The 19,073-nt window shown below is 35.6% G+C and carries 22 protein-coding genes; 18 read left to right on the plus strand and 4 right to left on the minus strand.

Going from position 1 to position 19,073, the window contains the following annotated elements; genetic code table 11:
• Positions 1–57: 57 nt before the first annotated feature.
• The 12 genes from TLET_RS05980 to TLET_RS06030 all read left to right on the plus strand — a co-directional run bounded on the left by TLET_RS05980 (position 58) and on the right by TLET_RS06030 (position 11,379).
• A complete protein-coding gene (locus TLET_RS05980; protein WP_187146383.1) occupies positions 58–525 on the plus strand; it encodes a sugar phosphate nucleotidyltransferase in 468 nt (155 codons plus the stop codon).
• Positions 526–615: 90 nt separating this feature from the next.
• Positions 616–1,854, plus strand: coding sequence for an exopolysaccharide biosynthesis polyprenyl glycosylphosphotransferase (locus TLET_RS05985; protein ID WP_012003215.1), 1,239 nt, complete (start codon positions 616–618; stop codon positions 1,852–1,854).
• A gap of 16 nt (positions 1,855–1,870) precedes the next feature.
• Entirely contained in the window at positions 1,871–2,707 is an 837-nt protein-coding gene (locus TLET_RS05990; protein ID WP_012003216.1) for an XrtA system polysaccharide deacetylase, read from the plus strand.
• A 13-nt stretch (positions 2,708–2,720) separates the two neighbouring features.
• A complete protein-coding gene (locus TLET_RS05995) occupies positions 2,721–3,374 on the plus strand; it encodes a PHP domain-containing protein (protein ID WP_012003217.1) in 654 nt (217 codons plus the stop codon).
• Between the two features lie 25 nt (positions 3,375–3,399).
• A complete protein-coding gene (locus TLET_RS06000; protein WP_012003218.1) occupies positions 3,400–4,524 on the plus strand; it encodes a carboxylate--amine ligase in 1,125 nt (374 codons plus the stop codon).
• A gap of 97 nt (positions 4,525–4,621) precedes the next feature.
• Complete coding sequence (locus TLET_RS06005) at positions 4,622–5,743, plus strand: glycosyltransferase (protein WP_012003219.1); 1,122 nt, start codon at positions 4,622–4,624, stop codon at positions 5,741–5,743.
• A gap of 35 nt (positions 5,744–5,778) precedes the next feature.
• Positions 5,779–7,038 (plus strand): hypothetical protein, encoded by a 1,260-nt coding sequence (locus TLET_RS06010; protein WP_012003220.1) that lies wholly within the window; start codon positions 5,779–5,781, stop codon positions 7,036–7,038.
• Positions 7,039–7,060: 22 nt separating this feature from the next.
• Entirely contained in the window at positions 7,061–8,200 is a 1,140-nt protein-coding gene (locus TLET_RS06015; RefSeq protein WP_012003221.1) for a glycosyltransferase, read from the plus strand.
• A 26-nt stretch (positions 8,201–8,226) separates the two neighbouring features.
• Entirely contained in the window at positions 8,227–9,399 is a 1,173-nt protein-coding gene (locus TLET_RS06020) for a glycosyltransferase (RefSeq protein ID WP_012003222.1), read from the plus strand.
• A 101-nt stretch (positions 9,400–9,500) separates the two neighbouring features.
• A complete protein-coding gene (locus TLET_RS06025) occupies positions 9,501–9,899 on the plus strand; it encodes a glycosyltransferase family protein (RefSeq protein WP_148202141.1) in 399 nt (132 codons plus the stop codon).
• Positions 9,900–9,950: 51 nt separating this feature from the next.
• The gene (locus TLET_RS10930; protein ID WP_187146384.1) at positions 9,951–10,118 is read left to right on the plus strand and encodes a hypothetical protein; all 168 of its coding nucleotides are present in this window, start codon (positions 9,951–9,953) and stop codon (positions 10,116–10,118) included.
• Between the two features lie 130 nt (positions 10,119–10,248).
• Positions 10,249–11,379 carry a coiled-coil domain-containing protein gene (locus TLET_RS06030; RefSeq protein ID WP_012003224.1) on the plus strand — a complete coding sequence of 377 codons (1,131 nt, stop codon included), beginning with the start codon at positions 10,249–10,251 and terminating at the stop codon, positions 11,377–11,379.
• Positions 11,380–11,470: 91 nt separating this feature from the next.
• On the opposite strand, the gene TLET_RS06035 is transcribed toward TLET_RS06030, so the two are convergent.
• Genes TLET_RS06035 through TLET_RS06050 form a run of 4 tightly spaced genes read right to left on the minus strand, consistent with a single transcriptional unit; the run spans position 11,471 to position 12,502 of the window.
• Complete coding sequence (locus tag TLET_RS06035) at positions 11,471–11,845, minus strand: RNA polymerase sigma factor (protein WP_012003225.1); 375 nt, start codon at positions 11,843–11,845, stop codon at positions 11,471–11,473.
• Positions 11,824–12,069, minus strand: coding sequence for a hypothetical protein (locus tag TLET_RS06040; RefSeq protein ID WP_012003226.1), 246 nt, complete (start codon positions 12,067–12,069; stop codon positions 11,824–11,826). Before TLET_RS06040 ends, TLET_RS06035 begins: the two co-directional genes overlap by 22 nt.
• Before the next feature lie 12 nt (positions 12,070–12,081).
• Entirely contained in the window at positions 12,082–12,291 is a 210-nt protein-coding gene (locus TLET_RS06045; protein WP_012003227.1) for a DUF2922 domain-containing protein, read from the minus strand.
• Positions 12,292–12,304: 13 nt separating this feature from the next.
• A complete protein-coding gene (locus TLET_RS06050) occupies positions 12,305–12,502 on the minus strand; it encodes a DUF1659 domain-containing protein (RefSeq protein WP_148202142.1) in 198 nt (65 codons plus the stop codon).
• A gap of 375 nt (positions 12,503–12,877) precedes the next feature.
• Here TLET_RS06050 and TLET_RS06055 point away from each other — a divergent pair, with 375 nt between their 5' ends.
• From TLET_RS06055 to TLET_RS06080, 6 genes are all read left to right on the plus strand, one after another.
• Entirely contained in the window at positions 12,878–14,089 is a 1,212-nt protein-coding gene (locus TLET_RS06055; protein ID WP_012003228.1) for a glycosyltransferase family 4 protein, read from the plus strand.
• The gene (locus tag TLET_RS06060; protein ID WP_012003229.1) at positions 14,086–15,270 is read left to right on the plus strand and encodes a glycosyltransferase family 4 protein; all 1,185 of its coding nucleotides are present in this window, start codon (positions 14,086–14,088) and stop codon (positions 15,268–15,270) included. The genes TLET_RS06055 and TLET_RS06060 overlap by 4 nt, the downstream gene beginning before the upstream one ends.
• A 286-nt stretch (positions 15,271–15,556) precedes the next feature.
• The gene (locus TLET_RS06065; protein WP_148202143.1) at positions 15,557–16,441 is read left to right on the plus strand and encodes a hypothetical protein; all 885 of its coding nucleotides are present in this window, start codon (positions 15,557–15,559) and stop codon (positions 16,439–16,441) included.
• Positions 16,442–16,469: 28 nt separating this feature from the next.
• On the plus strand, positions 16,470–17,963 hold the full coding sequence (locus TLET_RS06070) for an NTP transferase domain-containing protein (RefSeq protein WP_012003231.1): 1,494 nt from the start codon (positions 16,470–16,472) through the stop codon (positions 17,961–17,963).
• A 2-nt stretch (positions 17,964–17,965) separates the two neighbouring features.
• Positions 17,966–18,598 carry an SIS domain-containing protein gene (locus TLET_RS06075; protein WP_012003232.1) on the plus strand — a complete coding sequence of 211 codons (633 nt, stop codon included), beginning with the start codon at positions 17,966–17,968 and terminating at the stop codon, positions 18,596–18,598.
• A complete protein-coding gene (locus TLET_RS06080; RefSeq protein WP_012003233.1) occupies positions 18,555–18,926 on the plus strand; it encodes an HAD family hydrolase in 372 nt (123 codons plus the stop codon). Before TLET_RS06075 ends, TLET_RS06080 begins: the two co-directional genes overlap by 44 nt.
• Positions 18,927–19,073 lie beyond the last annotated feature (147 nt).

The following is a 19,073-nucleotide window of genomic DNA, read 5'->3' on the forward strand; positions in this document are numbered from 1 at the left end:
ATCACAGCCAGGGAGATTCGGGCATAGAAAAACATATAAAGTATGAAAAGGTCTAAAATGTATCTTACCTTGCGCAAACGCATGAGGCATAGCTTTGAAAACCGTAATCTTGGAAAGAGAGATTGGAAAACGTTTTTGGCCACATATTCAGAACTTCCTGAAATACCAAAAACCAACATTTTGTTAGAACCAACAAAGAAAAACACAGCACCTGCATGCACTTTTGCAAGCTTGAACTTTCAAGAACATGAGACAATTTTTATAGTTCCTGCAGATCACTACATACCAGATACAGAAAAGTTCTGGCATTGTGTTGAAATAGCTCAAAGATTTATAGAAAACCACGAAGGTATAATCACCTTTGGAATAGTAACACAAATCGAAACTGCCCATGGTTATATTCAGTCAAATGAATGCAGAAAAAACTCCAAATTTCATGAAAAACCAAATTCAATACAGTTCCACTTTATGAACAGAAGCTATTTTTGGACCAGCAAAATCAACTGTATTAGTGAGAACAACTAACAGCGAGAATAAAATATTGGTATGTAATACAGATCAGGATAAAATAAGAAGTGCATTAAAAAGCTTGATAAAAAACTCAGGGGGATTTTTATGAAAACAATATATCTGTTCTTCTTGGACTATACAATATTGTGGTTTTTAAACTGGCTTTTGACAAAAACCATTGTTACTTCTTTAGTCTTTGCCTCAATCAGTTGTATTTCCCTTTTTGCCTTCAGGGTTTATGAAATTGAATATCTTGAAAGTATCAACGAACAAATAGCAAGAATTTTTGTTGCTTTGATATTTTCAAACGCCGTGAAATATATTCTCTATCCAGTGTTCTACGGATCTTTGACATTTAACTATGTTTTCATTCATATCTTTCTTGGCACAGTCTGTGTGGCTTTAGCCAATTGTATATTCAGTTTTGTTTTCAGAAATGGGATAAAACCAAAAAAGTACATAGTCATAGGTCAAAAAGACGAAATAGAACCGATCCTTAATGAGATCACTAAAAAGACGCGTGGTGAATATCAATTTGTTGAATACCTCAATCCTTCACCAGAAAGAGTTGAACAATTGATCCCCACAGTAGATGGGATATTGATAGCAGATTACGAGCTGTATCAATCAATCAAAAGCGTGGTCAAGCCAAATTACCAGGTTGTATACCTTCCACAGATAGTGGAAAAGACACTTAAAAGGATCCCACTTGAAGTGATAGACAAATTCGAAAGTTATTACGAAACAGCATTTTCCCAAGCAAAAGAATCACCAGCAAAGCGCGTACTTGATATATTCTGTGGCATAGTTGGCTTGATAATCTTTTCACCCGTGATGTTTATAATGGCGATCTGGATACTAATAGAAGATGGCCGACCAGTGATTTTCAAACAACCCAGAATAGGCAAAGGCAACAAACCTTTCGTAATGTACAAATTCAGAACAATGAAAAAAGAAAAGCAAACCCAAGCTAAGTTTGCTGATCAAGAAGAGGATAGGATACTGAAAGTAGGAAAAATCATAAGGCCGCTTAGACTTGATGAAACACTTCAATTTGTGAACATTCTCAAAGGGGATATGAGCATCGTTGGCTCAAGACCAGAACAGGTTGCTTTTGTAAAGGATTTTGAACAAAAAGTGCCGTATTATTCCTACAGACACGCACTAAAACCTGGTTTAACCGGCTGGGCACAGATAATGTACAAATATTCATCCAACCTGGAAGAGGTAAAGACAAAACTTGAATACGATTTGTATTACATCAAAAACCGCACAATATTCATGGATTTAAGAATAATTCTTCAAACCATAGAAACAGTTATCTGGAAAAGAGGAGCAAAATAGGAAGGTAGGGACAAAATTGGCGAAAACTATTTACTTATCATTTGATGTAGAAGATTGGTTTCAAGTTGAAAATTTAAGAGAAATGTTCCCATTAGATAGTTGGGAAAAATGCGAATTAAGAATTGAAAAAAATGTAGAAAAAATACTAACATTACTAGGAAAATATGGTGTGAAAGCAACGTTTTTTGTTCTTGGTTGGATTGCAGAAAGACAGCCCGATATTGTAAAGGAAATATACAACGATGGTCATGAAATAGCTTCCCATGGATATAGTCACATAATTAATTACAATCTTTCCAGAGAAGAAATTTTTAATGATATTGAAAAAAGCAAGAAGATATTGGAAAAGATCATCGGTAAAGCTATATGTGGATATAGGGCCCCGAATTTTTCTATTACAGAAAATGTAATAGATGCGCTCGTTGAAAATGGTTTTTTGTATGATTCAAGTTATCATCCTTTTAGTAAGAATTCAAGGTACGGAAAAATAGAAAATAGTGATATAAAACCTTTTAGATTAAAGAAAAGCCTTATAGAAATCCCTCTGAGTGTTTACAAAAAAGGAAAATGTGAGTTGCCAATTGCCGGTGGCGGATATTTTCGATTGTATCCTTATTCTTTTTACAAAGCTTTATTAAAGAGATACCTAATGGAAAATGATAGCTTAGTTTTGTACTTTCATCCATGGGAGTTTGATCCAGAGCAACCTAAAGTAAAGAACATTAAATTTTTATATAGATTCAGACATTACGTGGGTCTAAGTAAGACTTTTGAAAAATTGGAAAGAATACTAATATACTTCTTAAAAGAAAATTTTACATTTGGTCTTTTTAGAGAAATCACACTTGAATGAAAAGGTGGTTGAGATGTTTAAAATTGATTTTCACGTCCATAGTAACTTGTCGTATGATTGCGACACAGACTTGGAAGAAATTGCAAACAAGTGTAAAGAAAATAATTTAGACGCCGTCGTTGTGGCAGATCATAACGAAACGATTCTCAATGTTATGGAGATAAATGGTGTTACTTTGATACCTGCAGAAGAAATATTTACAAGAGATGGGGAAATAATAGGAATTTTCTTGTCACAGAAAATAGAACCATTTCTTTCTTTGTCAGAAACAGTTATAAGAATAAAAGAACAAAACGGCATAGTTTACGTTCCCCATCCTGTAGATTTTTATAGAAAGGGTGGTATAGGACTAAAGAAACTCAATGAGATCATTGAATATGTTGATATCATTGAAGTTATGAACTACAAAACCCTGACTAAATTAGAAAATTTTATATCCAGAAAGATTGCTTCAAAGTTTAATAGACGCTTTGGAGCTGGTTCTGATGCTCATAAGGTTGAAGACGTTGGAAAATGTTATATCGAATTTGATACTGATAATAAGCAAAAAGTAGATAGTCCTTATAGGTTATTAGAACTGTTTAATTATCCATATTTTGTAAAAGGAACCAATCGCGGCCTGCTAAAAGCCATAAATTTGAAAGTAAGAAAGATGTTAAATACTTAGGCGGTTCTAAAAAGGAGAGGTTAAAGTGTATAATTTTTTGCTAATTGAAGCTGAATACAGAAAAGTTTTACCAGTTATTAGACATATTGGGAAAAGTGGTTATGGAGTATATGCTATTAGCTTGAATAGATTTTCCATAGGCGGATCGAGTAAATATGTAAAGAAAAACTATTTTATGAGGGATTTGGAATTACAAACAGTTTTGAATATCATTGATAAAAATAAAATAGATATAGTTATTCCATGCAATGAAAAAAGTGTAAGATTCCTTTCAAAACATATAGACAAGTTTGAGACAACTATTGTTACGCCAAACATAGATAGCTTCGAATTATGTGAAGATAAATTAAGAACCCTACAACTTGCAGAAAGTTTAAATATCCGGATTCCTAAGACTCATTACTTTCATAACTTGGCTGAGTTAAACGAAAATTTGGATAAAATTGATTTCAGTCCCGCAGTATTAAAACCAAGAAAAAGTTCCGGTTCTAGAGGTATTATATATGTCAAAAGCAAAGACGAAATCTTGGGTGTTCTAAACAACGATTATATAGAGAAATTTGGTATGCCATTAGTCCAAGAATATATACCTCAAGATGGTGAGAGTATAGGTGTGTCGTTCTTATATTATAAATCGAATAAAATAATGGAATTTTGTCATAAAAGAATTAGACAGTACCCTCCCACGGGTGGTCCTAGCACTTTAGCTGTCTCGATATATGACGAAGAAGCGATAAAAATAGGAGAAAAACTGCTGAATGCTTTAAAATGGAATGGACTAGCTATGGTAGAGTTTAAACGAGATCCGACGACTAAAGAATTGGTGCTAATGGAAGTTAATCCTCGAATGTGGGGAACGATAGGTTTAGCACTTTTTTCGGGTGCAGACTTTATTAGAGCAATTGTAGAAGTTTTTCTGAAAAATAACCTTAACCTCAACTATCCAAAATACAACGAAGGTTATTATTTTAGGTGGTTCTTCCCCGGTGATATTTTGAGCATAATTAAATCTCAGGATTTGTCCTTTCTTAAAAAACTAAAATCACTTCTTTTTGATAAACACAAACCTGTCTCATACCAAATATTGGATGGTAGTGATTTACTACCAGTTTTAAATACAATACTTTTTTCAATTTTCAGAAAAAGCTAAGATGAGTGAGATTTAAACGGTAACATTTTAGCACTTTTCATCACACGGACGTTTTCAAAAATTAAAAGGTATGTGTTTGATTAATGGAGGTTAGGCTATGGAAGATAAGAAAAAGGTGAGAGTCTTGCAACTAGTTACACGATCTGACTGGGCAGGTGCACAGAAAGTATTATATACGCTTGTTTATGGTTTGTTAAAATATTATCCTGGTAAATTTGAGATAGAAGTTGCTTGTGGACAGGAAAATGGAATGCTCATTACTGAGTTAAAGAAACTTGGGATCGAGGTTCATATAATACCTGACCTTGTGAGGGAAATATCACCAATTAAGGATTTAAAATCCTATCTTCAGTTGAAAAGGCTACTCAGAGAGAAGAAATATGACGTCGTTCATTCACATTCTTCAAAGGTTCGCCTTTTGGGAGGAATAGCAGCAATGCGTTCGAATGTAAAAAGCCTAATTTACACTGTTCATGGTTGGTGGCATATAGAACAATACAAAGGCATCAAAAGAAGGATATTTATAATCGCAGAAAGGATTGCCGCACACTTTTGTGACAGGATAGTTTTACTTTGCAAAAGAGATTTGGACAAAGCAAAGCAATGGAAAATTGGAAGGGAAAGCCAATATGTAATAATACAAAATGCAATAGTACCAACCGAAAAAGTGCAGAAAGGCAAATTGAAAAAAGAACTTGGATTGGACGAGAATGTAGAAATTGTCGGAAACGTTGCACGACTTGATCCTCCAAAAAATCCTATCAGATTTCTGGAAGTAGCAAAATTGGTTTTCAAACAAAGAACAGACGTGGCTTTTGTGTGGATAGGTGGAAGTATTGTTGATGATAGTTATGGGAAACTTGTTCAAAAATGGCTTGATGAAAATCCAGATGTAGCAAAACATGTGTACCTTCTCCCATTTAGAAAAGATGCGATAGAGCTCATGGCTGATTTTGATGTATTTTTACTAACTTCCGATGCTGAAGGAATGCCGCTTGTGGTGCTTGAAGCACTGAGCCAAGGGATTCCTGTCGTGAGTACAGATGTAGGCTGTGTGGGGGAAATGGAAAAACAAGTTTCTATTGCCGATTCTATCGAAAGTCTCTGTAAAAATGTACTAGAGATTTTGTCCGACACATTTCAATCGGTGTGTGCAGCTCCAGGGTGTAATTTTGAAGATTTCATTGTAAATTATGCGAAATTATTCTGCGGGGCATAGATTCATAATAAAATAAACAAAGAGGAGTACGATAAATGTCCGTAGTATTCGTTGAGATTGTTATTTTGATGATATTAATAAAGAGTCAGAAAAGAATCCATAGACTGCCCATGCTATTAGGCTCATTTCTTATTCAAATGCTAATACTTTTTTTGTATAGAGCGGAATTGCAATTCTTTTGGAATCGGGAGGTTCATTGGAGTGATGCTGAATACTATTGGAACGCAACAATGAGATTACTTAATGAAGGCAGCATTGAGGGAATATATAATACAACTTATGTTTATTATTCATATTTGATTCAAAGATTTTCACCATTCTACAGTGTCTTTTGGAACAATATTTCTAATACCCTTTTGTTGAACCTTGCTTTCTTTTTGTCTGTACAAATTTTTAAAAAAAACCTCGAGACTACGATGACAAAAATTCCTTATTCAGTGTATTTTCTCACAATTGCGAATCCTCTCGTGATCTATTCATTAATGAGAAATCTTAAAGATGTTCTGTTCTTATTTTTGACTGTTCTTTCGGTCTACGCCTTGTTTGCACTTATACCAAGGAATTTAATTTTAAAGACAATGCTTTTGATACCGTACGCTTTTCTATTTCACACCTTGCTAGTGAATATCAGACCTTGGGGAGATGTTATAATTGTTGGTAATATGTTCCTCTTCATCATACATTCTCGCAGAAAGTCAGAGAAAATTCTTTTTCTTGCTGTATTTTTTGGAGTAATTTTCGTACTCGCGGCTTCGCTTTATACCAAAGCAATCTCTTGGTTAAGCGCCAGAGATCTTCTATTAGAACAGGGTACTGGTCAATCAGGTTGGGGAGGTTTTCTGACTGGATTTGGAAGAATTCTGGTTGGTCCAGGACCTATCCGTAGTATTCTTGGTGAAACATATTTTCAATTTTATACATATACTGGAAATGCAAGTTCATTTGTAGGTTCACTTATTGCGTGGTTTATCCTCCCTTATTATTTAACTCGAGTACTCTTGAATTTTAAACGACTATTTAAACAAAACTTGTCACAGTGGAACATGTATTTTTTCTTGATTTTATTAGAGATAATTGCTATCTATTCATATTTTTACGGTGGTTCAACAGAGTTGAGGTTCAGAGGAGTTTTATACGTACTGGTCGGAATCTCTTTTCTTCCAACATTCTCAAATATGAAAAAATCTGGGAAAGTAACTATCACGACATTGTATAGCTTTAAACAGAGTGAATTGTTAGCCTACTCTGCTATATTGTTTCTTTTTGTAGTTTTGGGTATAACTAATTCTATATAAATAATGTTGTAGGAGGCTCAAAATGGCAGATGTTGAAAAAACAATAATAATAGCTTATCAAGTTGAAATTGAAAGCAATTCGCTGTTTCAGAAACTGGCGAAAAGTTTCTCAGAAAAGCTAAACGTTATAGCCTTCGGTGTTTCAAGACATGCCAATAAAAAGAATGAGTTGCAGTACCGAAAGATAAGGTTTAAAGATAAGGAAATCAGTTATTTTGAAGTTTCAACTAACCTTCGATCAGGACAAGGCATTAAAAATCTTTTTGGAACGGTTGGTTACCAGTTTTTGTTATTTAGGAAGTTGTGCGAGTTGAGAAAAGATATAGATTTCGTATACGCAATAGATTTCCTAATGGCTCTCCCCATGTTTTTTTTCTCATTACTGTTTCACAAACGTTTTATATACCATGTAGCCGATCCCATACTGGCATACAACATCCCAAATATACTCACACTATTAGCCAAAATGATTGATAGAGCCATGTTCAAACATGCTTATAAAATTGTAGTTCCACATGAAAATAGGTTTGAGTACATACCAGCTTCCTGCAGAGAAAAAACGCTTGTTGTTTACAATTCCCCAGAAGATCTGATTACTCAATGCGATAAAAGCGACCAGCAAATAAAACATAGCAAAAAACTTAAACTGGCATTTTTCGGTGTGCTGAGCGATGGAAGATTTATCAATGAAATTTTAGAAATAGTGTCTAAAAATGATGACTGGCTCGAACTACACATAGGAGGAAACGGACCCCTTGAAAATAGGGTCAGAGAATATTCAGAAAAATATGAAAACATTTTCTTTTATGGTAAGGTGAGCTATGATAAGGTCCTTTGTATTGAGAAACAGTGCGACTTATTCTTTGCGATGTACGACCCGAGTATTCCTAATCATCGAGTATCTTCGCCAAACAAGGTTTTCGAAGCAATGATGCTTGGGAAACCCATTATTGTAGCAAAAGGAATGGGTATAGACAATCTTGTTGAACAGGAAAAAATTGGTTTGACTTGTGAATATTCGAAAGAAGCCTTTGAAAGCTTACTAAAGAGTCTGGATGAAAACAAAATGATCATGTTTGGAAAGAACGGTAGAAGGTTATATGAAGTCAGATATTCTTGGACAAAAGCGATAGAAGCTCTCCTAGATGCTATCGAACCATAGGAAAAAAACTTGGGAGGCGTAAAGTTATGAATAGGCAGAAAAGTAGTCGCAGAAATTCCGAAGAAATCATACTTATAGGAGTCCTTCCGTTTGTCATAGACAAGTATGGTTATCTGGCACGTGGCTATCTTGATCATGGTCTCAAAGTAAAAATTCTAACTTACGATCTATATGGAACAGCTGGCGAAATAGCAACTAAATATGGGGTAGAGATAATCAAGGTCCCGAGAAATCCATTTTTGAGGTTATTTTATTCAATCAGCAAAATATTAGAAATCAAGCCGCGGTATTTTGAGATCTATGATTATTCTGTGTTGACATTTTTTTATGTTATTGTTAGCAAAATACTACACACCCACGTGACAATGCCGTTGATAGGATACGAAATTTTTGATGATGATCCAACAGCAAAAGCAGTTGGAATCAGTCGTTTGAGAATATGGATTAAGAAAAAACTCACAAAATTGGCCATTCGTTTTTCAGATCTCATTTGGGTAAAGGAATATCAAACCTTTGAAGCCTTAAAGAAGAAGAAAGGTATAGAAACAAAACTTTTCTTTTTCTCGAATTCAATCCCATTGCCAGATAAAATTTCAGAGTTTAAAACAAGGACGCTTGATATACTTTGGTTGAACAGAATACGTGAAAGAAGATTTACCACAGATCTAATCAAAGCTTTAGAGGTAGCTGAGAAGGATCTTTTGGGTATTAAACCTTATTGGACGGTAGCGATTGTTGGTTTTTTCCTTGATGATCCGAGTAAATCGCTTGATCCTGTTTATGAAGACATAGTACTCAAAGCTATTCAAGAACATAATAACAAATGGAACATAAAAATAAGAGCGGAGAATTTCACAAAAGATCCTGCAAAGTATATATCCAACGCCAAGGTTTTCGTACTGCTATCAGATGTCATTTTTGCGAACTACGCCCTTCTCGAAGCAATGGCTAATGGAGTTATTCCTATCGTAAACGACGGGGTGGGCGCTGAAAAAATAATAAACCATGGAGAGAATGGTTTTATTGTTCCAACTAATGATATTATCACCTTAGCTAAAACGTTGGTAGATATTTTCGTAATGATGGAGAAATATCCACAGAAAGCCAGATCAATATCTGATGCTGCAAGAAGGACTATAAATGAGAAATTTTCAATTAATTCATTCGTTCGACAAATTATGAGTGCAAGGAAAAAGTAATTGAAAATCCAAAATTTTTTCGCTAGTTTTAGTTGCTTATTTCTGAAAGTCATTTTTCTTTTTGGTACACAGTCACAGTTTATGAAGGAAGCGATTTTACGTTGGGAGAATTTTTCGATAAATTAAAATTACAAAGAGAATCAGATATCTTATTGTTGATTGCATATACGGGGGATGATAAGAGGGCCGGTAGATCCATAAGAACTGGCAAGGTCTACGAATATCTTGCCTCAGGAAAACCAATAATTGTAATAGCCCCTCATGACTGGGAAATGGCAAATGAGATAGAGTGTGATGGTGTATCAAAGGTTTTCCATAAATCACAGATATCTGAAATGGCACAGTATTTAATTGACCTTGCCCAAAAAGAGTATTTGAAAATTGATTTACAAGCGCGCAGGGGAGTAATCGGAAAGTACCTATACCAAAACCTTGCCACTAAACTTGAAGAAGCCATCATAGATGTGATCAAGAGCAGAAATTCAAATTCTAAGATTTGACTGTTTTTAGAAACTAATAGATCATTATTTTTGCCAGAAGGGAATCGTGGGATGAAAACAAAAAACTTTGGTTTGTTTGGTTCTTACTTTTATAAAAGTGCAACTTATTATGTTTTCCACGACGAAAGCATTCCGAACAAGAGATGGCTTTTGATAGGCCTACTGTTAGTCAAAGAACAAGATTTACAAGACATAAGGAATCTTCTTAAAATAATATAAAGAAAAAAATCACTGTGAATCCGAGATACATTTTTCAAAACTTCCTATGGGACAATTAAAAAAATTCTACTGTGACAATTATATTATATAATTAAATTTACCGATCGACCTGGATTGAGGGGGGATTCGCATGAAGATGAAAGTATTTGGGGCATTTTTGCTTTTGATTGTCCTGATGCTCTTTGCAAGAGGTTCGCTTTATGTTCGAGATCTTCGAACGGGCATGACCTACGAAATTCCATACATGCTCGATTCAGAACTTCACACATGGGTAGGACACGACAACTACGTGGATATCCCCAAGGGCAGCTTTGAGCAATTAAGGTCTTTGATTCAGAGTAACGAGGACTACGCCGGAGATCTGGCACAAAGAGTGAGTGAACTGGAGCGTCAGAAGTCTGAGTTGAATGATCGAATCGAAGATCTCAAAGATCAACTCTCGGAAAAAGATCAAAGAATAACTGAGTTGCAGAATCAGAAATCCGAATTGGAGAATCAAGCTACAACCCTTACCGCTTCTGTTTCTTCTTTGGAAGAGCTATTAAAAGAGAAGAATCAAAAGATAGACGAACTTGAAAAACAGAAATCCGAATTGGAGAATCAAGCTACAACCCTTACCGCTTCTGTTTCTTCTTTGAAGAATCTTCTGAAAGAAAAAGATCAAAAAATTGATGAACTAGAAAGGCAGACCCGTCTAAGGGATCAGTACATTTCGAATCTAAATGATCAGATCGATGATCAAAGAGATCTATTGGAGAAAAAAGACGAAGAAATCGCTCTTCTTGCTTCGCTTGTCAGTGCGCCGGCAACGATAACGGAGGTTTTCAAAGAAAATGAGGAACTGAAGAAACACTTAGAATTCGCAGAAGCTTCCATAACCACTCTGAAGGAAGAAATTCAAAGGAAAGATGAACAGCTCTCTTGGGCTGAAACTCAGCTGAAGCAAATGGATCAGCTGAAAGCCTTAGTACAAACCTACGAGAGTTCTTTAACGGTCCTTCAGAAAAATTTGAAAGAAAAAGATGAACAGTTGAAGATACTCTCAGAAACTCTTACTGAAAAAGCCAGAAAGACTCAATCGGAGGCGGAATTCCTTCGGGAAAAATTAAAAGAAGTTCTATCGGTACTCAGATTGTTCAGTAGCACTTTTAAAGACTTCCAGAATACCTTCTCCAACCTTGAAAACCTCAATCTTGAAATTCAAAATCTGATTGAAGAAGTCGAAACGTCTGTTGAAAAGAGTGGATCAACGAACAATTAGGGGTCAAATGAGATACGAAATGGATAACGAACCTACCTATCATCAAACTATCAAATACTTAAATGAAAAACCCCCCTTTAAGGGGGGCTAATTATTCACATATATACTGTTCTAAAATATCTTCTTCCATAAAATCAAGCTGCATTTTTCTGTCTTTCAAAAACGTAAATGGGCTGTTGTTACTCCACGGTGCATATTCTCCGTTCATCATAGATTTCAATTTGTATCTGATCACTTTTTCCAAATAACCTTCAAAAGAACCTTTTTCAGGCTGCCAGATATTGTATGCATAGATAAACAAATACTGTATTGTCTGGTACAAATCATTCCATGAATCAATCTTATAACAATACTTTTTCCAGAACTCTTTACAGATCTTTTTCAGCAAAGGCTGGTATTTTTCAAAATACTCTTCAAAAGAGGAGGGATGACCCCTCCTCGTTCTTATGCTGCCTGCTTTTTCCATAAAGTTTGGTTTAGGAAATCCACTAAATTGTCGATCATGAAATCAAGGACATAATCAAGGACAATATCTGGTATAGGCAGCCTTATGTTGAAATCATCCAGAAAATCGAAAACCATTTTTTTGACTTCCTCTTTCTTGTTCACCCCATCCTTAGGTCTTTCCACAAGAAATACACCCAACGCCACGATCCTTCCAATAACTTGAAAAGTCTCAAACAAATTCATTCAATCACTTCCTCAGAGTAAGTTGAAAAATTCATTGGAGGTTGTCTCTACTATCGCCGCTCTGTCTTTTACATAAGTACCTGGCACTACTCCGAGGCTTATGAACATATCCATCGCATCTGAAACCTGCTGACTTGTTAGATCTTCTTTCGGTGACTGGATAGTTATCCTTCTTCTTTTACCTTCCGTTTGATTGACGAAATCAAGGAATAATCTTTTCATTTTTCACACCTCCTTACATGACCTGCGTGGTGACTATCAAATAAACTTCCTGGACAGTGTAGTTTGTAAGAGCAGCTATAGTCTGAGCTATTTGCATAGCCTTTGTGGAATCTACAGAATCTTCTACATCGATGTTGTTTCTGCGCAGGATGGGACGACCTGTTTGTGACAGTTCACCAGTGTTGTAAACAATTCTGAGTTGCTTCACCATAACACCTCCTTAAATTTTTTGGGAGCACCCGGGTTTTTTCTCCCAATATATAGTATACGAATGAATACATTCCATAGAATACCCTTTCTTTTGAACAAAACAGTGAAAACAACATTTTTCTGAGAGAAATTCTTTATTCAAGCCTGTCTTGGAACTTAGTTGAAGCTAATGAAGGATAATGATGTGATAGTTCTTTATTCATGCCTGTTTCAACACACGTACCAATTTGGTTAAAATAAAATGTTGTTGAGAGCATACCACATAAGATTCTTTTAGCTGATCGCGTGGAAAGTATAAAGGCTATTCACTGAAGACGGCTATTGTGATAAAATCTCTTTGTCAATTCACACAGAATATTGTGATCTGGGGGTAAAGATGAGAGTTCTGGTCGTTACGAATCTTGCACCAACCATGGAAAATCACATGTCTGGAATATTTGTGGTGCGAAGGCTCCAACAGTATCCAAAGTTCCATATTGATTATCTTGCAATCTCACTGGGCTTTGAAGATTGTTGGGATGTAAGGTTTGTAAAGAAACTTCTGCGAAAAAACTCAAACGCACCTTTGGATCAATTATTAGATGTGAAGTTTGAACATGCCTTGATTTCACGCAACCTCGCAAAATTGCTTTTGTGGAGAACACGTCTAATTGATAACGCGAAACTAATAAGTGAGTATGTGCACAGAATAGAGTCGATGCTGGGTGACTTTCAATTTGATCTGATACACGCCCATGGTATGTATGAAATTCCCGCGGGAGAGATCGCCTATCTTTTGGCAAGAAAGCATAATAAACCGTTTGTGGTGACTTTACACGGCAGCGATGTAAACCTGCTCATGCCTAAGAGAAAGCAAAGGTATACCGAGATTTTTGAGAGCGCTTCAAAATGTATTTTTGTGAGTAAAGCACTTCTTGAGAAGGCAAAATCCTTTGGCTACTCTGGAAAAAACGCGGTGGTGATACCAAACGGGTATGATCCAGAGATTTTCAAACCAATGGATAAAGAACAGATGAGAAGGGAGCTTGGGATACACAAAGAGAATACCCATTGTGTTGGTTTTGTTGGAAATCTCATACCAATAAAACGAGCTGACAAGCTACCAGAGATCTTTGAGAGTGTTGTGAAAAATATTCCGAATGTAAGATTCATAATTGTTGGAGATGGAGCGTTGAGGGATAAAATTCTCAAACAGATGAAAGATCTTGATGTTGTCTTCGCTGGAAGAGTACCACAAACAGAGGTTGCAAAGTACATGAACGCGATGGACGTGATGGTGCTGCCAAGTAGACAGGAAGGTTTTGGTGCTGTTGTGATAGAAGCACAAGCTTGTGGAACATGTGTGATTGGGAGCAGCAATGGAGGAATACCAGAGGCGATAGGGTTTGAAGAGTACGTTGTCGAGGAAGGAGATCAGTTTGAAGAAAGATTTGCGAAAAGAGTGGTTGAGGTTTTAAAAGAAGGGTACAATATAAACAAACTTCTGGAGAGAGCAAAAGAATTCACTTGGAAAAATATAGTGTTTGCGGAAATGAGAATATACAGGGATGTCCTTGGATTACTGAAATTAGGAGGTACTGATCAATGAAAATAGCAATGCTGTCTGCTGACAATTCAAAATTCATGGTTTCTGGTGGTAAACATGTCCATCAAAACTTGTTAGAACGTGGCCTTAAAAGACTGGGATATGATGTAATAACATTTTATCCTCCTGTAGAGACTAAGAAATGGATCAGGATTTTGAAAACCGTCTTTTCAAATCCATATTCGGTGTTCTCTCTCTATGTTCGTTACAGGAAAAATATCGAGAAAGGACTCCGCTATTTTTCTTCTTTGAAATTAGATGAATTTGATGTCATCCACTGTCACGATGTTGTGAGTCCTTATCCTATAAGTCATCCACTAACTGTCCTAACATTACACGGATATCTGGCAAGAGAGGCGATCAATTACTCACCTGAAGCTGTTTCTGAAAAGGATAAACAGAAAATCTTCGACTTCTGCATGCAAATAGAGAGGCAGGCGGTACAAAAAGTCAAACACATCATAACAGTCGACAGTAGATTGAAAAACTACGTAATCCAAGAGTTCGGCTACCCTGAAGACAGAATTACCGTCATATATAACGCTGTTGACACGGACCTCTTCAGCCCTGTCACAGACGATGTAAAAATCTCGCTTCGCAATGAACTTGGACTTCCAAGAGATGCTTTTATTGTCTTAGTTCCGAGAAGATACGTGAAGAAGAATGGAGTGGATTACGCTGCGTGTGCATTCTCCAAAATCAAATCGGATGATTATTTCTTCGTTTTTGCCGGCAGAGGTCCTTTGAAATCAAAGATCCAGGAGATACTTAAAGACAACAAAAACGCTCTCATACTCGATGCTGTGCCCAATTATGAGGTTCACAAGTACTACAAAGCTGCCGATGTGATACTGATCCCGAGTGTCACTTCTGATGATGTCGAAGAAGCAACGTCTCTGAGTATGCTTGAAGGCATGGCCTGTGGGAAAGTTGTAATCTGTACCAACATAGGTGGAATGAAGGAAGTAGTAAAACACATGGAAAACGGTCTGCTCATAGAGCAAAAGAATCCAGACGCAATAATCGAAGCTTTGCAGTACGCTAAGGATAACTATGACAACCTCTCAGAACTCAGAAAAAAGACAAGAGAATATGCCGTGAAAAATCATTCTTATACTGAACACGCAAAGAGGATCATCGAGGTTTACAACAAGGTTTTGCCAGAAACAAGAAGGCCACAGTAATGAAGGTATCAGTCTTGATGCCAACTTACAACGACTCTAAATACATAGGCAAGATTTTGATATTGATTTGTATTGATACTTTTCAACGTTCGGAGGGATTTTAATGTTGAATCTCAACAAGACATTGAAATACCTGAAGATCGCTACGCAGTTACTCCTTATTACAATAAAAAAGTCATTTATTCTTCCGTTACATAACCTATGGATACGTAAGGTCCACAAAGATATTTGCAATGGTTCAAACAACACATATTTTCTCATCGTCAATCACATGGGAGACACTTTTGTGACTCTTTCTATTTTGGAAAATTCAAGAAAATATCGGATGCTTCAAGATAATGTTATTCCAATAATATTCGAAGGTTACAAGGACCTAATGACTTACTTTCCATTTCTAAGCAAAAAATTCCTCACTTGGAAAAACGAAAGATTCTTTCTGATGAATTCAAGAAATCTTTCAGATTTTAATGGCTTTATTTTGAATTCTTCTAGATATAACTTATACATAGGTATATTAGAAAAAGTTAGGTACAAAAATTTAATTCTGATAGGATATAAATATAAGTATTTCAAAACATTTATAAAACATATCGTAAACACAAACAATATTTCCTATGCACGTTTCGACAATTATCTGAAGTTTATATTGGGTGTTCCATTCGACATTCCTACAAAACTAGAATTTCAAAGAAATCAGATCAATACTGAAAAAGCACTAGCATTTATGAGAGAACACAATTTGAAGATTGGAAAAACAGTTATATTGGCTCCGTACTCCAATTCCGTTCCGTCCTCAAAGGAGGAAGAAAATCTGAAAATGTTTGAGAGAATCGCCAAATTGTTGGACTTGAAAGGTTATACTGTGTGTACCAATGTTGACAGAAAGAACTCAGAACCAATAAAGGGAACTATTCCTATATCTCCAAGCCTTGATATCCTTATTGATCTTGCAGAATTGTGTGGATATGTTGTTGCTTTTAGGAGTGGCTTTACAGACATTGTAGCTAATTCCAGCGCAAAACTTTTTGTCTATTATCCAAAAGTGTACATTTTTCCACAGATTAGTTTCTATCATTATTGTTCTTTAAGCTATATTTTTGATAATCCAGACGTATTAGAAATTGAGGGTGATCGAAATAAATTTGTTCAGATAATAGACAATGTCCTATAAAACACAGATATCTGGGAGGGAATTTTATATGAAGCCTAAGTATGTAATTATTCAGGCTGGTGGAAAGGGCACGAGAATGGGAAAGTATACATATAACAAACCTAAGGCTCTTTTGTCTGTTAATGGATTGCCGTTGATATTTAGAATTTTCAAATCATTCGAAAATGCCTTTTTCATAATAATCGCAGATTATAAACATGATGTCTTGCAAAAATATTTGTTAACCTATGCGACGAATATCAAATATACAATCGTGAAATCCGATTCTTTTGGCACATGTTCTGGTATAACAGAGGCATTAACTTACATCCTCCCAAATACTTCGTTCATTGTTACTTGGAGTGACCTTTACTTTGGAGATGAATTTAAATATGATTTTGAGACAGACAAAAATTATGTTGGTATCTCTCGAACCTTCGAATGTCGTTGGTCCTTTAAAAATGGAACCTTTGTTGAGGAACCATCTTCTGAAAATGGAGTGGCAGGCTTTTTTGTGTTCTCAAATAAAAATCTAATATCCGATGTGCCAAATGAGGGAGAATTTGTGCGGTATCTTTCAACAAAAAATATACCTTTTGAAAAGTTTGATCTTGTAGGTGTTGAAGAATACGGAACAGTTGAAAAGTATGAGAAACTTTTCTCAAAGGCTGTATCTAGACCATTTAATATTGTGGTATTGAAAGACAATTATGTTGAGAAAAGACCTATTGGAAAAAAGGGTGAAGAACTGGCACTAAAGGAACGGGCATGGTATAAATTCGTCAATGAAAAAGGGTATGAGAACATACCAAAAGTCTTAACACTCGAACCGCTTAGGCTTGAAAGAATAATTGGAAAACATCCATTTGAAATGGAAGCAGATCCTAAGATTGTTGAGAAAATAGTAGAAGCACTGAATAAGCTTCATGAAATTGATAATCCTATACCATCAGATAAACTCAGTCTGGACAAGGAGTATTTTGTAAAAACCTTTGAAAGACTTTTCCAGGTCAGAAATCTGATCCCGCACGCTGACAAAGAGAGTATAATAATAAATGGTATGAATTGCCCGAATCCTTTCTACTACGAAGATAAGATTTTTAGCTCGCTCAAGGAACATTACCCTTCAGAATTCAAGGTAATACATGGAGATCCAACATTTTCGAACACATTGATTGACGACAAAGGAAAAATATTCTTCATTGATCCAAGGGGATATTTTGGTTTTACAGATATATATGGAGATGAAGACTATGATTTTGCTAAATTGCATTATAGTGTAGTAGGCAATTATGATAAATTTAATCGAAAAAGGTTTACATTGAAAATATACGAGGGTGAAGTGGAATTGGAAATTGAACTATCCGGATACGACAAATACGAAGATTCATTTTTTGAATTGATAGGGCATAATAAGAGAGAAAAAATAAAATTACTTCATGCAATAATATGGCTTTCTTTAACAACTTATGCGTGGGACGATTTTGATATGGTTTGTGGTGCTTTTTACAATGGTACGCTGAAGCTCAGGGAGGTTTTATAAAAATGAGGGCTCACTTGTATCGACAGTTGAAGGCTTTAGAAAAAATTGTTGAAACATTGGATTTCCAAAAGCTCGAGGAGTTAATTAATGAAATGATCAAAACAATAAAAAATGGTGGAAAAATCATAGCGACGGCTTTTGGAAAAAATGTTCCTATTTGCGAAAAATTTGTAGGAACCTTGATTTCAGTTGGAATAGACAGCTATTTTCTTCATACTAATTCTGCTATTCATGGTGATTTAGGAGTTATTAAAGAAAAGGACATTGTTATCCTCTTAACTAAAAGCGGGGAAACAGAAGAATCTATTTACCTCTACAAGCAACTCCAAAAACGTAATGCGAATACCTACATAATGACATATAACAAGGAGGGTACTCTCGCAAAGCTATGCCCCAAAAGTATTATTTTGACTCTCGAACACGAAGGTGATAAGTGGAATTTGATACCAAACAACTCAACAATTGGTTTTCTCTTCGTGCTTCAAGCTGTTGCTATGGAGCTGATAGAAAGGTTAGACATAGAACTGGATATTTTTAAGATGAATCATCCAGGTGGAGCAATAGGTAAAAAATTGAAGGAGATGACTTCAGATGAAGTTGGTGCTTTCGAATCTCCCAAAGACGTGGTTAATTGATTTAGACGGAACCTTGGTTAGACACAATGGTTATTTATCAGGAGAGGAAACTTTACTACCGGGTGTGAAAGAATTTTTCGAAAAAATCCCGAAAGGTGATGTAATTATAATCTTAACTTCCAGAGATCCAAAATATAAAGAACAAACTGAACAATTTCTAAAGCGTGAGGGAATATGCTACAATCACATTATTTTCGGGCTACCAGTAGGGGAAAGGATTTTAATTAATGATGAAAAACCAGGTGGATTAAAAACCGTTTATAGCGTTTCTCTAAAAAGAGACAAAGGAATGGAGGATATTGAAATAATAGTCTCGGAGGATTTGTAGATGTCTGGCTCTGTTCGAAAGAATTATATCTACTTCTCATTTAGCAGGATTTACAGTCTTCTTCTTTCACTGATAAGCTCACCATATTGAAAAACTAAGGACACGTCATACGATAAGTGAGAATGAATTTCAATACCAAGCAAGGAG

Source organism: Pseudothermotoga lettingae TMO, assembly GCF_000017865.1.
GTDB lineage: Bacteria > Thermotogota > Thermotogae > Thermotogales > DSM-5069 > Pseudothermotoga_B > Pseudothermotoga_B elfii.

What these genes read in the sequence shown, in the direction of transcription:
- TLET_RS05980 (WP_187146383.1), top strand. Translation starts at nt 58, where the DNA reads ATGTATCTTACCTTGCGCAAACGCATGAGGCATAGCTTTGAAAACCGT.
- TLET_RS05985 (WP_012003215.1), top strand. Translation starts at nt 616, where the DNA reads ATGAAAACAATATATCTGTTCTTCTTGGACTATACAATATTGTGGTTT.
- TLET_RS05995 (WP_012003217.1), top strand. Translation starts at nt 2,721, where the DNA reads ATGTTTAAAATTGATTTTCACGTCCATAGTAACTTGTCGTATGATTGC.
- TLET_RS06005 (WP_012003219.1), top strand. Translation starts at nt 4,622, where the DNA reads ATGGAAGATAAGAAAAAGGTGAGAGTCTTGCAACTAGTTACACGATCT.
- TLET_RS06010 (WP_012003220.1), top strand. Translation starts at nt 5,779, where the DNA reads ATGTCCGTAGTATTCGTTGAGATTGTTATTTTGATGATATTAATAAAG.
- TLET_RS06015 (WP_012003221.1), top strand. Translation starts at nt 7,061, where the DNA reads ATGGCAGATGTTGAAAAAACAATAATAATAGCTTATCAAGTTGAAATT.
- TLET_RS06020 (WP_012003222.1), top strand. Translation starts at nt 8,227, where the DNA reads ATGAATAGGCAGAAAAGTAGTCGCAGAAATTCCGAAGAAATCATACTT.
- TLET_RS10930 (WP_187146384.1), top strand. Translation starts at nt 9,951, where the DNA reads ATGAAAACAAAAAACTTTGGTTTGTTTGGTTCTTACTTTTATAAAAGT.
- TLET_RS06030 (WP_012003224.1), top strand. Translation starts at nt 10,249, where the DNA reads ATGAAGATGAAAGTATTTGGGGCATTTTTGCTTTTGATTGTCCTGATG.
- TLET_RS06035 (WP_012003225.1), bottom strand. Translation starts at nt 11,845, where the DNA reads ATGGAAAAAGCAGGCAGCATAAGAACGAGGAGGGGTCATCCCTCCTCT.
- TLET_RS06040 (WP_012003226.1), bottom strand. Translation starts at nt 12,069, where the DNA reads ATGAATTTGTTTGAGACTTTTCAAGTTATTGGAAGGATCGTGGCGTTG.
- TLET_RS06045 (WP_012003227.1), bottom strand. Translation starts at nt 12,291, where the DNA reads ATGAAAAGATTATTCCTTGATTTCGTCAATCAAACGGAAGGTAAAAGA.
- TLET_RS06050 (WP_148202142.1), bottom strand. Translation starts at nt 12,502, where the DNA reads ATGGTGAAGCAACTCAGAATTGTTTACAACACTGGTGAACTGTCACAA.
- TLET_RS06055 (WP_012003228.1), top strand. Translation starts at nt 12,878, where the DNA reads ATGAGAGTTCTGGTCGTTACGAATCTTGCACCAACCATGGAAAATCAC.
- TLET_RS06060 (WP_012003229.1), top strand. Translation starts at nt 14,086, where the DNA reads ATGAAAATAGCAATGCTGTCTGCTGACAATTCAAAATTCATGGTTTCT.
- TLET_RS06070 (WP_012003231.1), top strand. Translation starts at nt 16,470, where the DNA reads ATGAAGCCTAAGTATGTAATTATTCAGGCTGGTGGAAAGGGCACGAGA.
- TLET_RS06075 (WP_012003232.1), top strand. Translation starts at nt 17,966, where the DNA reads ATGAGGGCTCACTTGTATCGACAGTTGAAGGCTTTAGAAAAAATTGTT.
- TLET_RS06080 (WP_012003233.1), top strand. Translation starts at nt 18,555, where the DNA reads ATGAAGTTGGTGCTTTCGAATCTCCCAAAGACGTGGTTAATTGATTTA.